Annotated in this window: 12 protein-coding genes and 1 tRNA gene; 6 read left to right on the top strand and 7 right to left on the bottom strand. The window is 58.8% G+C overall.

Annotation, left to right across the window (positions count from 1 at the left end):
- The first annotated feature begins 143 nt into the window (after nucleotides 1-143).
- The 3 genes from ABVT35_RS23485 to ABVT35_RS23475 are packed head-to-tail and all read left to right on the top strand — an operon-like array spanning nucleotide 144 to nucleotide 4,250.
- A complete protein-coding gene (locus ABVT35_RS23485) occupies nucleotides 144-800 on the top strand; it encodes an ABC transporter ATP-binding protein (RefSeq protein ID WP_368469843.1) in 657 nt (218 codons plus the stop codon).
- On the top strand, nucleotides 797-3,199 hold the full coding sequence (locus ABVT35_RS23480; protein WP_368469841.1) for an FtsX-like permease family protein: 2,403 nt from the start codon (nucleotides 797-799) through the stop codon (nucleotides 3,197-3,199). Before ABVT35_RS23485 ends, ABVT35_RS23480 begins: the two co-directional genes overlap by 4 nt.
- Nucleotides 3,189-4,250, top strand: a complete 1,062-nt coding sequence (locus ABVT35_RS23475; protein ID WP_368469839.1) for a lipocalin-like domain-containing protein — start codon at nucleotides 3,189-3,191, stop codon at nucleotides 4,248-4,250. The genes ABVT35_RS23480 and ABVT35_RS23475 overlap by 11 nt, the downstream gene beginning before the upstream one ends.
- 99 nt (nucleotides 4,251-4,349) lie before the next feature.
- On the opposite strand, the gene ABVT35_RS23470 is transcribed toward ABVT35_RS23475, so the two are convergent.
- The 4 genes from ABVT35_RS23470 to ABVT35_RS23455 form a co-directional block, all read right to left on the bottom strand.
- A tRNA-Arg gene (locus ABVT35_RS23470) sits at nucleotides 4,350-4,426 on the bottom strand.
- 71 nt (nucleotides 4,427-4,497) lie between these two features.
- On the bottom strand, nucleotides 4,498-6,141 hold the full coding sequence (locus ABVT35_RS23465; RefSeq protein WP_368469838.1) for an ABC transporter ATP-binding protein: 1,644 nt from the start codon (nucleotides 6,139-6,141) through the stop codon (nucleotides 4,498-4,500).
- A complete protein-coding gene (locus ABVT35_RS23460) occupies nucleotides 6,131-7,051 on the bottom strand; it encodes an ABC transporter permease (RefSeq protein WP_368469837.1) in 921 nt (306 codons plus the stop codon). The genes ABVT35_RS23465 and ABVT35_RS23460 overlap by 11 nt, the downstream gene beginning before the upstream one ends.
- Nucleotides 7,048-8,028, bottom strand: coding sequence for an ABC transporter permease (locus ABVT35_RS23455; protein ID WP_368469836.1), 981 nt, complete (start codon nucleotides 8,026-8,028; stop codon nucleotides 7,048-7,050). Before ABVT35_RS23455 ends, ABVT35_RS23460 begins: the two co-directional genes overlap by 4 nt.
- Nucleotides 8,029-8,399: 371 nt before the next feature.
- Here ABVT35_RS23455 and ABVT35_RS23450 point away from each other — a divergent pair, with 371 nt between their 5' ends.
- The gene (locus ABVT35_RS23450; protein ID WP_368469834.1) at nucleotides 8,400-10,001 is read left to right on the top strand and encodes an ABC transporter substrate-binding protein; all 1,602 of its coding nucleotides are present in this window, start codon (nucleotides 8,400-8,402) and stop codon (nucleotides 9,999-10,001) included.
- Nucleotides 10,002-10,059: 58 nt separating this feature from the next.
- Here the strand turns inward: ABVT35_RS23450 and gcvA are convergent, their stop codons facing one another.
- Entirely contained in the window at nucleotides 10,060-10,959 is a 900-nt protein-coding gene (gene gcvA, locus ABVT35_RS23445; protein WP_368469833.1) for a transcriptional regulator GcvA, read from the bottom strand.
- A 137-nt stretch (nucleotides 10,960-11,096) separates the two neighbouring features.
- Between gcvA and ABVT35_RS23440 the strand changes: the two genes are divergently transcribed.
- Nucleotides 11,097-12,200 carry a glycine cleavage T C-terminal barrel domain-containing protein gene (locus ABVT35_RS23440; RefSeq protein ID WP_368469831.1) on the top strand — a complete coding sequence of 368 codons (1,104 nt, stop codon included), beginning with the start codon at nucleotides 11,097-11,099 and terminating at the stop codon, nucleotides 12,198-12,200.
- A gap of 62 nt (nucleotides 12,201-12,262) precedes the next feature.
- Here the strand turns inward: ABVT35_RS23440 and ABVT35_RS23435 are convergent, their stop codons facing one another.
- The gene (locus tag ABVT35_RS23435; RefSeq protein ID WP_368469829.1) at nucleotides 12,263-12,883 is read right to left on the bottom strand and encodes a hypothetical protein; all 621 of its coding nucleotides are present in this window, start codon (nucleotides 12,881-12,883) and stop codon (nucleotides 12,263-12,265) included.
- A 195-nt stretch (nucleotides 12,884-13,078) separates the two neighbouring features.
- Nucleotides 13,079-13,858 carry a hypothetical protein gene (locus ABVT35_RS23430; RefSeq protein WP_368469827.1) on the bottom strand — a complete coding sequence of 260 codons (780 nt, stop codon included), beginning with the start codon at nucleotides 13,856-13,858 and terminating at the stop codon, nucleotides 13,079-13,081.
- Nucleotides 13,859-14,135: 277 nt separating this feature from the next.
- On the opposite strand from ABVT35_RS23430, the gene ABVT35_RS23425 reads away from it, so the two are divergent.
- Nucleotides 14,136-15,011 (top strand): bile acid:sodium symporter family protein, encoded by an 876-nt coding sequence (locus ABVT35_RS23425; RefSeq protein WP_368469825.1) that lies wholly within the window; start codon nucleotides 14,136-14,138, stop codon nucleotides 15,009-15,011.
- Nucleotides 15,012-15,032: the final 21 nt, after the last annotated feature.

Raw genomic sequence — 15,032 nt, 5'->3', positions numbered from 1 at the left:
ACAGGTAGATATCGACAAGGCGTATGCAGGTTGGACCGTATCAGCCATCATTATCCGGCGGCGGAAAATTAGCCCCAGCCAGACATTTCCAACCAGTTACCAAACCCTCTAATGTACTGCCTGAAACCAATACCGGATCCACCATGCTGCTTGCGCTGCGCGATGTCAGGAAATCGTTCACAACCGAAGAAGGTCCCGTCGATGTTCTCAAGGGCGTTTCGCTGGAACTCGATGCCGGTCAGCATCTGGCGCTGACGGGGGAATCCGGGTCCGGCAAGAGCACGCTGTTGCATCTGATAGCCGGACTGGACGCGCCCGACAGCGGCGAAATCAGGGTGGCCGGCGCCGACATTGCGCACATGGACGATCCGCAACTTGCTGCCTTGCGTCGTGACAGGATCGGCCTTGTGTTTCAACAGTTCAACCTCATCCCATCGCTGACGGTTGCGCAAAACCTTGCCTTTCATGCCCGGCTGGCAGGGCGTCTTGACCGTGACTGGAACACCCACCTGACGGAGCGGCTCGGTCTGATAGAGTGTCTCAAACGCTATCCGGAACAGCTTTCAGGCGGCCAGCAGCAGCGGGTGGCAATCGGCCGGACGCTCGCAGCCAGGCCCGAACTGATCCTTGCCGATGAGCCGACAGGAAACCTTGACGAGGACACAGGCGACGCCGTCATTGACCTGATGCTGCAGCTTGTTGCGGACGTAAAGGCCGGCTTCATCCTGGTCACGCATTCGGTTCGCCTGGCCAGCCTTTTAAACCGGCGGCTGCATCTGACGCACGGCCGGCTGCAATGATCGCGGCGGGTATTTCGGCGCTGTTATCGCACTGGCATTACCGGCCGCTGCAGCTAGCGACCTTGATCGTCGGCCTTGCATTGGCCACCGGGCTGTGGACGGGTGTGCAGGCGATCAACAGCGAAGCCCGGTCGAGTTACGACCGTGCAGCAGCCGTTCTCGGACAGGACACGCTGAAGCGTCTTCAGTCCAAAACCGGCTTACCGATCACTGCGGACCGGTTCGTTGCGCTGCGGCGCGCCGGCTGGCTGGTGTCCCCCGTCGTCGAGGGTACCCTGCGGCTGGGGCGGACCCGCGTGCGGGTCATGGGAATCGACGTCTTCACCCTGCCGCAAGGAGCCACCTCCTTCGGGCTTTCGGGCGATACCGGCATCGCTGATATCGTTGCCGGCAACGATCTTGTTCTCGTCCATCCTGAGACCGCGGAGGCGCTGAGCAAGAGCGGCCTCAACCTGCGTACCTCGCTGCAGGTCGTGCCGGGCGATCTGATGGCCGATATCCCGACCGCCTGGACGCTGCTGAAGCGGCAGGATTTCGACTATCTGCTGCTGGCGTCCGACCAGCCCGCAGGCCTTGCGCCGCTGTCCGAGATCGCGCCGGACCTTGAGCGCATTGAACCCGACCCGCAGGGCGACATCGCCCGGCTGACGGATAGTTTCCATCTCAACCTGACGGCCTTCGGGTTCCTGTCCTTCGCTGTCGGCCTGTTCATCGTCCATGCAACGATCGGCCTTGCCTTCGAACAGCGCCGCACGGTGATCCGGACCCTTCGGGCACTCGGTATGCCAAACCGGACAGTCATTCTGCTTCTCCTCACCGAAACGCTGGTCCTGGCGCTGATTGCCGGGTTGCTTGGCGTGGTTCTTGGCTACGGCATCGCCGCGGCGCTGCTGCCGGACGTTGCAGCGACGCTTGCGGGCCTCTATGGCGCATCTGTGCCCGGCTCGCTCGCCTTGCGGCCGGACTGGATCCTGACCGGCCTCGCCATCGCCTTTGGCGGTGCCCTGCTAGCCGTCGGCCAGGGGCTGTGGCGCATCGCGCGCATGCCGCTGCTCGCCCCGGCTCAGCCCCGGGCCTGGGCTATGGCAAGCCTGAAGAACAGCCGCTGGACAGCATTCGCCGCTGCGGTGTTTTTGCTGATGTCGTTAACAACGGCCTGGTTCGGCGGTGGCCTGTCAGCCGGATTTCTGACACTTGGAACCCTGCTTCTCGGCGCCGCGATGCTCCTGCCCGCCCTCCTGATCCTGGCTCTCAGGCTCGGTGCGCGCACGGCCCGCTCAGCGATCGCCGAATGGGTGTGGGCCGACATGCGCCAGCAGGTTCCGGGTCTGTCGCTGGCACTCATGGCACTTATGCTGGCGCTCGCCGCCAATATCGGCGTCAGCACCATGGTCGCGTCGTTCCGGTACACCTTCACCGGCTGGCTTGACCAGCGCCTGGCGTCGGAGCTCTATGTTGCCGCGGACAACGAAGCCGAGGCCGAAGCCTTGCGGGCGTTTCTTGCCGAGCGGGCGGATGCCGTGCTGCCGATCCGGACAACCGAGATTGAGATCGTTGGGCTGCCGGTCTTCCTTTACGGCATCGCCGATCACGCCACCTACCGGGACCATTGGCCTTTGTTGGAGCGCGGGGAAAATGTCTGGGACCGGGTGGCCGCGGGCGACGGCGCACTGATCAACGAGCAACTCTTCCGGCGCGGCGGCTACCGGCTGGGCGACCGCCTGCCGGTAGCGCCCGGCTGGACGGAAGAGATCGTCGGCATATATTCCGACTACGGCAATCCGACGGGACAGGTGATTGTCAGTCACGACAGGCTCATGCGTTATTTTCCGGACATTCCAAAATTGCGGCACGCTGTCCGGGTGGCGCCCGAGCGGGCGGAGGCGCTCGTGGCGGCGCTCGTTGGCGAGTTTGGCCTCTCCCCCGGCAACATCCTCAATCAGGCCGATCTCAAACGGTTTTCGCTGCGGGTGTTCGACCGCACCTTCCTTGTGACGGGCGCTCTCAACACGCTGACGCTGGGCATTGCCGGCTTTGCCATGCTCGCAAAACTGCTGACGCTCTCAACGATGCGCCTGTCTCAGATGGCACCGGTCTGGGCAGTCGGCACGACGCGCGCCACGCTCGCCCGACTGGAGATGCTGCGCACAGTTGCGCTTGCGTTTCTTACCTGGCTGGTGGCGCTGCCGGTCGGCCTGGCTCTCGCCTGGGTGCTGCTCGCCATCGTCAATGTCGAGGCGTTCGGCTGGCGCCTGCCGATGCACATCTTTCCGGCCGACTGGCTGTGGTTGCTGGTCCTGGCGATGATCGCAGCCGGCTTTGCCGCCGCCATTCCCGTCTGGCGCCTCGCCCGGACCCGGCCCGCAGAATTTCTCAAGGTCTTTGCTCATGAGCGTTAGAATTCTCGCAGTGCTGCTTGTCATGATTGCGACCGGAGCCCTGGCACAGGGCTTCGCTGGCCTTGGAACGGAAAGCGATGGATTTTCGAACCCGGAACCGGGGCAGGCGCTCGTCTTCCCCGACGATCACGGGCCGCATCCCGATTTTCGCATCGAATGGTGGTACCTGACCGCCAATCTGAAGGGCGCGAACGGCGCCGATTTCGGCCTGCAATGGACGCTGTTCCGCTCTGCTTTGCGGCCCGGGGCCGATAATGGCTGGTCCGCCTCTCAGACATTTATGGCCCATGCCGCGGTGACCACCGCGAGCCGGCACTTTTCAACCGAGCGGTTTGCCCGCGGCGGAATCGGCCAGGCCGGTGTGGCGGCAGACCCGTTTTCCGCCTGGATCGACGATTGGCAGATGAACAGCGGGGCAGCAGCCGGCGAGGACCCGCTGGCGGCGCTTCACGTGACCGCCCGCGGTCCGGACTTTTCCTACGACATCAAGCTCACAGCCGCAGGACCGCTGGTCCTGCACGGAGACGATGGTTTTTCGGTCAAATCGACCTCGGGTCAGGCGAGTTACTACTATTCGCAGCCCTTCTACACCGTGACGGGCAAAATCAACCTGCCGTCCGGCCCCGTTGAGGTCAGCGGCCAGGCCTGGCTCGACCGCGAATGGTCTTCCCAGCCGCTCGATCCGGACCAGACCGGCTGGGACTGGCTGTCGCTGCATTTTGATGATGGCTCGAAGCTGATGGGATTCCGCCTGCGCAGCCGCAGCGAGGACGCCTACACCTCGGCCACCTGGATCGACCCCTCCGGTGAGACCACCGCTTATGGCGACGGCGTGTTGCAGATGACGCCGGGACGCGCCCAAAAGGTTGCAAACCGCGCGCTTCCGATTGAGTGGCGGCTGCAGCTTGCCGAGCGCGATCTCGACATCACAGTCGAGGCGATCAACCCGAATAGCTGGATGGAAACTATGGTGCCCTATTGGGAAGGCCCTATCACCGTCGTTGGCAGCCATGGCGGCCGCGGCTATCTGGAGATGACCGGTTATGAATAACGGGAGAGTATTTGGTGACCGGAATAGGGGACTTGCTGACGGATGGCCCTGTCGCAACAAGACAGTCAAGAGCTTGCGTTGTCCGACTTTTTTGAAAAATGGCGATCCCGACAGGATTCGAACCTGTGACCCTCAGATTAGGAATCTGATGCTCTATCCTGCTGAGCTACGGGACCGCTCGTGTCCGCAACGGCAAGTTCCGTTCCGGATTTCCCATCCATACTACAATGACGTTGAACATCAAGAATTATTCGGCAGCCGTCTGGCCCTCGGTCTTTTGCCGTTCTTCAAGCAGGTGGGTGAGCCAGTCGGGGTCCATTTCCGGAACGGAGGACAGCAAAAGCTCGGTGTAGTCGGGATGCGGCGGAGAAAGAATCTCGCTTTTCAGCCCCTGTTCGACAACCTTGCCCTGGAACATGACCACGATCTCGTCGGAGATGGCTTTGACCGTCGCAATGTCGTGGGTGATGAACATATAGGTGATGCCGAGATCGCGCTGCAGGCGCAACAGCAGCTTGAGGATATCCTCCTGGACGATCTGGTCGAGCGCGGAAGTGATTTCGTCGCATATGATGATGTCGGGATCGGCCGCCAGGGCGCGGGCGATGCATATGCGCTGCTTTTGTCCGCCGGAAAGCTCGCTCGGCAGGCGGTCCATGAAGCTCTCGTCGAGCTCGATCATCTTCAAAAGCTCGATGACACGGTTCTCGCGTTCGCGGCCTTTGAGACCGAGATAAAACTCCAGCGGCCTGCCGATGATCTCTTCCACCGTCTGGCGCGGGTTCATGGCGGTATCGGCCATCTGGTAGATCATCTGAATGCGGTGGAGCTGATCGCGTGAGCGTTCCTTCAGGGCACCCGGCAACGGCTCGCCGTTGAAAAGGACCTCGCCTTTCAGCGGCGGCAGCAGACCGGTCATGACACGGGCGGTTGTCGACTTGCCCGATCCCGATTCGCCCACGACGGCGACGGTGCGGCCGCGCGGAATTTTGATGTTCACATTGTCCAGCACCTTGAGATCGCCATAGGCGGCGTCAACGCCCTTGATCTCCATGATGATGTCTTTGCCCTTGTCTTCAGGCTTTTCCAGCTCGCGCACCGACCAGAGCGATTTGGTATAGGGCATTTTGGGCGCTTCCAGCATGGTCCTGGTATCGGCCTGTTCCACCTCTTCGCCGAATCGCAGCACCTTGATGAAATCCGCCATCTGGGCAACGACGGCAAGATCGTGGGTGATGTAGATCGCCGCAACGTGGAAAGTCTCGACGATCTCGCGCATCGCGGCCAGTACTTCGACCTGCGTTGTCACATCAAGAGCCGTTGTCGGCTCGTCGAAAATGATGAGATCCGGGCGTGGTGACATTGCCATGGCGGTCATGACGCGCTGCAACTGGCCGCCCGAAACCTGGTGCGGATAGCGGTCGCCGATCGTGTCGGGATTGGGAAGCTGCAGGTCCTTGTAAAGCACCCGTGCATCGCTGCGCGCTTCCTTATCGCTGCGCAACTGGGCGCGCACGGTGGCTTCGACGGTCTGGTCGATCAGCCGGTGTGCGGGATTGAAGGCTGCCGCGGCAGACTGGGCGACATAGGCGATGCGGGTTCCCCAAAGCTTGCGCTTCTCGGCTTCTCTGGTAGCCACCAGATCCATGCCGTCGAACATGATCGAGCCGCCGGTGATCTTGCAGCCGGGGCGGGCATAGCCCATCGCAGCCAGACCCAGGGTCGACTTGCCGGCGCCCGATTCCCCGATCAGCCCCATCACCTCGCCGCGGCGCAGCGTCAGGTTTACGCCTTTGACGATCTCATGCCAGCGCTCGTCGCTGAAGCCGTCGATACGCACGTCGCGCATTTCCAGCAGGATGTCACCTTTTTTGGCCGTATCAGAACTCATCGCGCAAACCGCTCGTTTTATGCAGGAACCAGTCGACGACAAAATTGACCGCCACCGTTAAAAGGGCGATCGCTGCTGCCGGAAGCAGCGGTGTGATCGCCGCCTTGATGTCGTATCTGGCAAACTGGATGAGAGATGCGTTTTCACGCACCATCGATCCCCAGTCCGCCGCCGGCGGCTGAATGCCGACCCCGAGGAAGGAAAGAGCCGCGACGGTCAGGAAGACGAAACAGAAACGCAGTCCGAACTCGGCGACCAGCGGCGGCATAATGTTTGGCAGGATTTCCTTGCGCATGATCCAGCCGATGCCCTCGCCGCGCAGGCGGGCTGCCTCGACATAGTCCATGACCACCACATTGATGGCCACCGAGCGGGTCAGGCGGAAGACGCGGGTGGAATCAAGCACCGCGATAATAATGATGAGGCTTGTGATGCTCGAGCCGAACATCGACAGCAGCATCAAGGCGAAAATCAGGCTTGGAATGGCCATCAGCGCATCGACCGTCCGGCTCAGTATCTGGTCGGTCCAGCCGCGGGTAATCGTTGCGGCGAGAGCAAGGCCGCCGCCGATCAGGAATGACAGGAACGTTGTTACCAGCGCAATGCCAATCGTGTTCTGCGCACCGTAGATGAGGCGCGTATAGACATCGCGGCCGATCTGGTCGGTTCCGAAAATATGTTCAGCGCTCCACTGTGCATAGGGTTCGGGGAAAATCTGCGCCTCGCCGTAAGGGGCAAGGAGCTGCGCAAACAGCGCGACCAGCAAATAGGCAATAATCACGATCAATCCGAACCAGGCGGAAAGCGGCGCTTTTTTCAGCCCGAGCCAGATCTTCTGGGCCCGGGTGCGCCGCGTGATGCGTGTCGCGCTTTCGTTAAGCGGTGAATAGGATTCGTCGGCGTTGTTCATCGCGGGTGCAGCAATCTGGGATTGGTGACGGTGCCGATGATGTCGGCGACCAGGTTAAGGATGATGTAGGTTCCGGCAAATATGAGGGCACAGGCCTGGACAACCGGAATATCGCGGGTCGTGACCGCATCGACCATGAGCTGACCGATGCCGGGATAGACAAACACCACTTCGACAACCACCACTCCGACAACCAGATAGGCAAGGTTGAAGGCGATGACCGTGGCGATCGGTGCCCAGGCATTGGGCAGTGCATGTTTGATTATGATCTCCGAGCGCGATGAACCCTTCAAAAGAGCCATCTCGATATAGGGACTGGCGAGCAGGTTGATGATCGCAGCCCGGGTCATGCGCATCATATGCGCGACAATGACCAGGGTGAGCGTCAGGGCCGGCAGTGCGGTCTTGAGAACCCGTTGGCCAAAGGACGTTGTGTCGTCCACGGTCGCAAGCGACGGGAAAACCGGCCACAGCGAAGCCAGAAACAGGATGAGAAGATAAGCGACGAAAAACTCCGGGAAGGAGATCGTCGTCAGCGTTGTCACATTGACGGTACGGTCATAAAGCGAGTTGCGGTAAAGCGCCGATGTAATGCCCAGGAACAGCGCCAGCGGCACGGCGATCAGGGCAGTCATGCCGGCCAGGAACAGGGTGTTCCATAATCTTGGCGCCACCAGATCGACCACAGGTCTGGAACGGTCGACACCCGATGCGGCCCTGCCTGAAAACGAGGTTCCGAGATCGCCGGTCATAACCGAGCCGACCCATTCGAAATAGCGCAGATATGCGGGCTTATCGAGACCGAGTTCCTTGCGGAACGCAGTGACGGTTTCTTCCGTCGCCGCCTGCCCAAGCACGGATTCGCCGAAATCTCCGGGCAGCATTTCCAGTGAGCTGAAAATAATTACTGAAACTATAAATAACGTGAAAAGTCCGAGACCCAGCCTCTGCAGGATCGTCGATACGATCGGGTGCAAACTGCTCCCCCCTGTCTTGCGCGTGTTCCCACACTGTTACAATTCTTGTCCCGCCACTCCCCGAGGCGGTGTTGTGACAAAGGTACGCATCCATGGGAGCAAATGTAAAGGTGTTGCGCTGGCGGTAAATTGAATGCATATTCAATAAAACGGTCCAGAGTGACCGATTCTAAAGCGTTTTTTTGCGGATTTCATAACTGGATTTAACCCAATGCCCCTATATTATTCATACTAAGGTATTGCATGGGATGCCTATTATGATCCGCGACCGCCGCATGAGAGCGGAAAAAAACTGCGGGAACACCGGTCAATGACATTCATTCAGCCGGCTAATATTTAGAATTCGTGCTCCAACGAACGGGAGGAACATAATGCGCGAAAAGTACATCAAAGATCAGGAGCGGAAGCTGAGTCTCGGACTTATCGACCGACGGCAGTTCATCATGTCGGCACTTGCGGCCGGCGTTGTCCTGCCGACCAGCATGAGCCTTGCCGACAGGGCCATGGCAGCGGCGCCGAATAAGGGCGGCAAGCTGCGACAGGGCATGGGCTACGGCTCAACCACTGATTCACTGGACCCCAGCACATTCGAAAACGGCTTCATGCAGGCAACCGGCTACCTGTTCGGTAACTGCCTGACGGAAGTCAGCAACGAGGGCGTGCTTGTTCCGGAGCTTGCCGAAAGCTTTGAATCAGCAGATGCAAAAACCTGGGTATTCAAGCTGCGCAAGGGCGTTGAATTCCACAATGGCAAGTCCTTTACCGCCGACGATGTCATCGCAACGATGAACTATCACCGCGGCGAAGACTCCAAATCGGCCGCGAAGGGCATCCTCGCCGGCATTCAGGATCTGCGTAAGGACGACGACCATACGGTGGTCTTCGAACTGGAGTCCGGCAATGCTGACTTCCCGTACATCGTCAGCGATTATCACCTTGCCATTCTACCTTCGAAGGACGGCGTCGTTGATTCCGGCGGCGGCATCGGTACGGGCGGCTACGCCATCGCGGATTTCGAACCGGGCGTGCGCGTGCATGCCAAGCGCAATGCGAACTACTTCAAGGAAGGCCGCGCACATTTCGACGAAGTCGAACTGCTGTCGATCATCGATGTGACCGCGCGCCAGAATGCGATCATGAACGGCGATGTCGACGTGATCGACAATGTCGATCCGAAGACCGTGAACCTTCTGTCGCGGGCGCCGAACCTGACCATACTGGAGACCACCGGAACGCAGCACTACACGTTCCCGATGCGTCTCGACACGGAACCGTTTGGAAATTACGACCTGCGCATGGCCCTCAAATACGCCATCAAGCGTCAGGAACTTGTCGACAAGATCCTGCTCGGCCATGGTGCCATCGGCAATGACCATCCGATTTCGACGGCAAACCGTTTCCACAACAACCAGCTCGACCAGCGCGAGTTCGATCCGGAAAAGGCAGCGTTCCACTACAAGAAGTCCGGCCATTCCGGAGCGATCCCGCTGTCCACGTCCGATGCGGCATTTGCTGGTGCGGTCGATGCGGCGCAGCTCGTCGCAGCCTCTGCGGGCGAAGCCGGGATCACCGTCGAAGTCGTGCGCGAGCCGAAGGACGGTTACTGGTCGAACGTCTGGAACAAAAAGGGCTGGTGTGCCTGTTACTGGGGCGGCCGGCCGACCGAAGACTGGATGTTCTCGGCAGCTTACACCAACGACACGGAATGGAACGACACCGCCTGGAAGGGTACAGACGCGTCGAAGAAGTTCAACAATGTCGTGGTTGAAGCACGCGCAGAGCTTGATGAGGGCAAACGCCGCGAGCTCTATTACGAAGCTCAGGCGCTCGTCAACGACGATGGCGGAGCTATCGTGCCGATGTGGGCGAACTACATCCACGCCCATTCCAAGGGGCTGGCCCATGACGACCTCGTGGCCGCCAACTGGATCAATGACGGTAACAAGATCGGCGAACGCTGGTGGTTCTCGTAATCCCCGGCTAACGCTGAATGAATGCAACCGGCGGCTGACAATTCAGCCGCCGGTTTTTTTACGCGATCTTGGCTGCTTGTGCTTCTTCCAGCAGCCACGTGCGGAACAGTTCTGAATCGGGATGGCCGGTTCCGTCCATCGGGAAGATGAGGTAGATCGCCTCTTCAACGGGTACAGACAGTTCAAACGGCTTGACCAGCCTTCCCGAGGCCAGCATGTCGCCGACCATCGCTGACCGGCCGAGGACCACTCCTGCGCCACTTTCCGCCACAGCAAATGCCATGAGTGATGAATCGAACTGCTGGCCCTGGCCTGCATTGATGTTTTCAACGCCTGCCGCCTTCAGCCATGTGGTCCAGCCATCCTCGTAACCAAGAACCTGCAGAAGGTTGTGGTGACGCAGGTCCTCCGGGTCCTGCAGTTTGTTTTTGCCTTCAAGCAGCCTTGGGCTGCAGAGCGGCGTCAATTCTCCCCAGGTCAGGCGGTCGCAATGAAAGCCGGGCCAGTTTCCTGTGCCATAGCGAATGTCGAGGTCGAAGCTCTCGCGGTCGAACTCATCGTTCCAGACGCTGCTGACGATGCGTACTGGATGGTCCGGGTGCCTCTCATAATAGCGGTGCAGGCGCGGCCCGAGCCAGGTAACCGCGAAACTCACCGTTGCGCGAACCGTGAGCAGTCCCGACCGTCGATGTCCGAAGACTTCCTCGGTTCCTTCAGCAAGGCGCATGAAGGAATCGTTGACTTTCGGCAGATAGGCGGCGCCCACCTTGGTCAGAACAAGGCTTCGCGGTTTCCTGTAAAACAGCGGTTCGCGAAGATATTGTTCGAGCAGCTTGACCTGCTTGCTGACCGCAGCCTGCGTCAGGTTCAGCTCTTCCGCTGCGCTGGTAAAGCTCAAATGCCTCGCCGAGGCCTCAAACGCCCTCAGCCAGTTGAGTGGTGGCAGTCTGCGCTTCATCGATCTTTGTTCTTTTTCATTCCGGACCAGTCATAATTTACGTACAGGCTTTGGATGCAAATATGTTGATTGACGGGCCTGTCGCTGGTGAATCTAATTCGTGCAATTGAACGGTCAACAAAAAATGGCAGGGATCCATGTACTCCATTATGCCGTCCGCGCGGCTGCGCCCCTCACCCTTTTTCAACGCGACGGTTGCCGAAGGCGTCACCAGTTTTACGACATACAACAACATGCTGATGCCAACGGGCTACGGCAGACCGCAGGAGGAGTACTGGCGCATCATCAACGGTGTATCAATGTGGGACGTTGCGGTTGAACGGCAGATACAGTTGCAGGGGCGCGATGCGGGCAGGCTGGCGCAGATATTGGCGCCCCGGGACCTTTCAAAATGCGTCGAGGGGCAAGGCAAATATGTGGCGCTTTGCAACCATGCGGGCACGATCATCAACGACCCGATCCTGTTGAAGCTCGCCGATGACAGGTACTGGCTATCGATCGCCGATTCAAACATCCTCTTCTGGGCCCGGGCGATCGCTGCCGAGCGCGGCCTTGACGTCGCGGTTACAGAAGCGGACGTATCGCCGCTTGCCGTGCAGGGACCAAAGGCGGAGGATGTCGTTGCATCGATGTTCGGCGACTGGATACGCGACCTTAAATATTTCTGGTTCCGCGAAACGGCAATTGACGGAATTCCTGTGGCGGTCGCGCGTTCGGGCTGGTCGAAACAGGGCGGTTTCGAACTCTACCTGATGGACGGATCGAAGGGCACAGCACTGTGGAACCTTGTCAAGGAAGCCGGACAGCCGTTCAACATCGGACCGGGCAATCCCAATGCCTGCGAGCGCATCGAAAGCGGGTTGTTGTCGTGGGGCGGCGACACTGACGATCAAACCAATCCGTTTGAAGTGCGGATGGGGGCTTATGTGGATCTCGATGTGGCGGATGACGTCATCGGCATAAAGGCTCTGCGGCGCATCAAGGAAGAGGGGCCGATGCGTCATCTGATCGGTGCGGTTCTGGAGGGCGATGAGCCGACACAAATCGGCTTTAGCTGGTACGATATCGTCAAGGATGGCGTAAAAATCGGCGACCTCACCAATCACGTCTGGTCGTACCGGATGGAGAAGAACATAGGCTTTGCGCTGGTTTCGGCCGATGTGCCTCCGGGAACCGATGTCGTTGTTGACAAGGACGGCGAGGCGGTGCCGGCGTCGCTTCGCGACTTGCCGTTTCTCTGAGCTTTTATATCAGGCGACAATCGCACCTGGAAACATTCGCATAACCGGCCGAAGAGCCCCGGTCAGGCCGAGAGCATGCTCTCGGCAGTGCCGATGGGCTGCTGTTCATAGATCTCTTCCAAAAAACTCCAAAGCTCGTCGGTCAACCAGTCGGGCAGGCTGTGGGGCCGCTGCATGATGAAATCCGTCAGGTTGAAGGCCGGATCCTCAACGAAATCAAGCACATCGGTGGAAAGCACCGGAAGGCGGATTTGCCGGTCCATATCGATCCGCGATAATTCCCGCTCGCCATATACGGGGGCGCGGTAGGCGCCGATCGCATCGTTGCGGACCAGGATGAACTGACTTGACGTCAACCGTTTGCGCAGGGCTATGGCTGTCTGGATCGAGGCGAGGGTGCGGTCGAGAAAATAAAACACCGCCACGCCCATGCCGGCATCGGCGGCAGCCTGATTGTATCCGATATCCTCAAAAATCGAGAAGAACCGTTGGAGATGATATGCTTCCAGATCGATGACATGATCCAGTTGCGGGTTTTCGAGGATATTGTCAAACAACCGTATCTGCCCGTCGGTGCTCGACAAATCAATAATGTCGCAATCCTCGGGAAAGTAGCGAACAATTGTGCCGTTGGGATAGTCCGTGTCGATAATGCGGGGCAGGTGATCGGTGCCAAGGCGCAACAGTTCAGCATAGAGCCTCGCAAAGATCGTCTTGCCGTTGCGGGTCTCGTCGGAGCAGATGATGTGAATGTTAGCGCCGATGACAGGCCTCCCGCTTGCCCCGGTCCTCTTTCGGCTGGCGCAAAAGATACGGGGTTGTCACATACTAACCCCGTACCTATTGCGAATAAACAAGAGACACTCTGGAAAAGATGCCTACTTTTTTGCCGCCCGCTGCGTCTCGGCTTTGGGCTTTGCGGTTGGCTCCGGCACGGCACCGTCGAGATTCTGCAGGAGGCTCAGGTTGTTGAATTCCGCATCCAAATCTGAAATCCACTTGCGGACATAGCCACGCAAAACGAAAGAGAAATTGGCATCGCTGCCGCGCGCGTCCCTGCTTTCGACAAAGTCGGAGAACGTCACACCGGCAAGGTCAACCTGTTCGTAGGCCATCTCATTGAGCTTCGGAATGTCGATTTCCGTCGCGTCCGGCAAATCGGCGAAATACTTCTTGAAGGTTTTTTCGTCCCATTCAAAGAAGTTCGTTTCGTTGATGAAATTACGGGCGATGACGTAGTTGATGCCTTTGATGTAGTGCGAGATCTCGTTGATCTCGTCGAGCGATGCGACAGACGGTCCGACAACATGGATCAGCCCAAGGTCGAAATGGCCGTGACGGGCGGCTTCCAGAACGCCGATCCGGTCGAACGTATCCAGCGTGGATGACAGGTTGCCGGCTTTCTGGTCGACAATGGTCACTTTGACAGACGCTGAATCCAGCGTGTCCAAAATTTTCATCTGATCGGCTACCGAATTCAGATCAATAACTTCTGTGATGCCGGGAAAGAAACGCTTGAGTGTGCCGCGTGGGTTTTCGGTGTCGAAGGCACGGGCCGGAATATTTTTTCGGGCAAGATAGTCCAGCAGTGCACGACAGGTCGTTGTCTTGCCGACGCCGCCTTTGTCAGCGCCTACCATTATAACAGTTGGTTTCATAAAATCTGTCCCCTGATTGCGCGAGGCTTTTCAAATAGTCTCACTTTTGGAATATGTGTGAACTCAGCACTCAAAACGCCGCACATTCGATTACAACATATATTCCGGCGAAAACGTGGCGGATTCGCAATCCTGTCGATTCTCTTTGTTATGCGGTGGAACGAGCCCGCAATTTGAAAGAGTCAACTCCTGATTTTTGATAAAAGGCAGATAAAATCCGCAACGCATCGGAACTCTGTCCAATCCGAATTGCGCGCCTATAATCCTGTAAAAAAATATGAGGGGTATCGAGGGTATGCTGCTGAGCGTGTTTTTGCCGCTGTCGCTGGCGTTCATCATGTTTTCGCTGGGGCTTGGCCTGACTGTGGGTGACTTTGCCAGAGTGGTTTCGCAGCCGAAGGCGTTCTTTGCGGGCGCTTTCTCGCAGGTCGTTCTGTTGCCGCTGGTGGCATTCGTGCTGCTGCACCTGTTCGATCTGCCGGCGGAACTCGCCGTCGGTGTGATGATCCTGTCCTTCTGCCCCGGCGGTGTGACATCCAACATCATTACGAAACTTGCAGGCGGCGGCGTGGCTCTATCCGTGACGCTGACCGCTGTGGTCAGCCTTTTGTCGGTGATCACCGTGCCGCTCCTGGTTGCCTGGTCAGCCGATTATTTCATGGGTACGTCCGCACCCGACATCAATGTCAGTACGCTTGCTCTGGCAATGTTCGCCATTACCGCGGTGCCGGTGGCAATTGGCGTCGCCTTGCGCCACAGGGCACTTGCGCTGGCGGAGCGGATCGAGACAACGGTATCGCGCATTGCGATGGTGCTTTTCGTTGTTATTGTCGCCGGTGCGCTGGCGTCGAACTGGGGCCTGTTTATCTCCAATCTGGCACTCCTCGGACCGCTGCTGATCCTGCTGAATGTTATTATGCTGCTGGTCGGCCTCGGTGTCGGGCGCGTCCTTTCGCTGGAGCGCGGCGAAGGCATTGCGATTGCCATCGAAACGGGCGTTCAGAACAGCACACTCGGCATCACGGTCGGCAGTCTCATACTCGAGGCCGCCAATGGACTGCCACCGTTCAGCCTGCCTTCGGGGGTTTACGGCATCACCATGTATTTCGTCGCGCTGCCGTTCATATTGTGGATGCGGCGCAGCCGCGCCTGATTACAATCTCCGGAGCTGCCT

Origin of the sequence: Hoeflea sp. TYP-13, assembly GCF_040932035.1 — a bacterium.
Classification (GTDB): Bacteria; Pseudomonadota; Alphaproteobacteria; order Rhizobiales; family Rhizobiaceae; genus Hoeflea_A.
The sequence above is the reverse complement of the archived record's forward strand: the minus strand, read 5'-3'. Positions and strand labels throughout refer to the sequence as shown.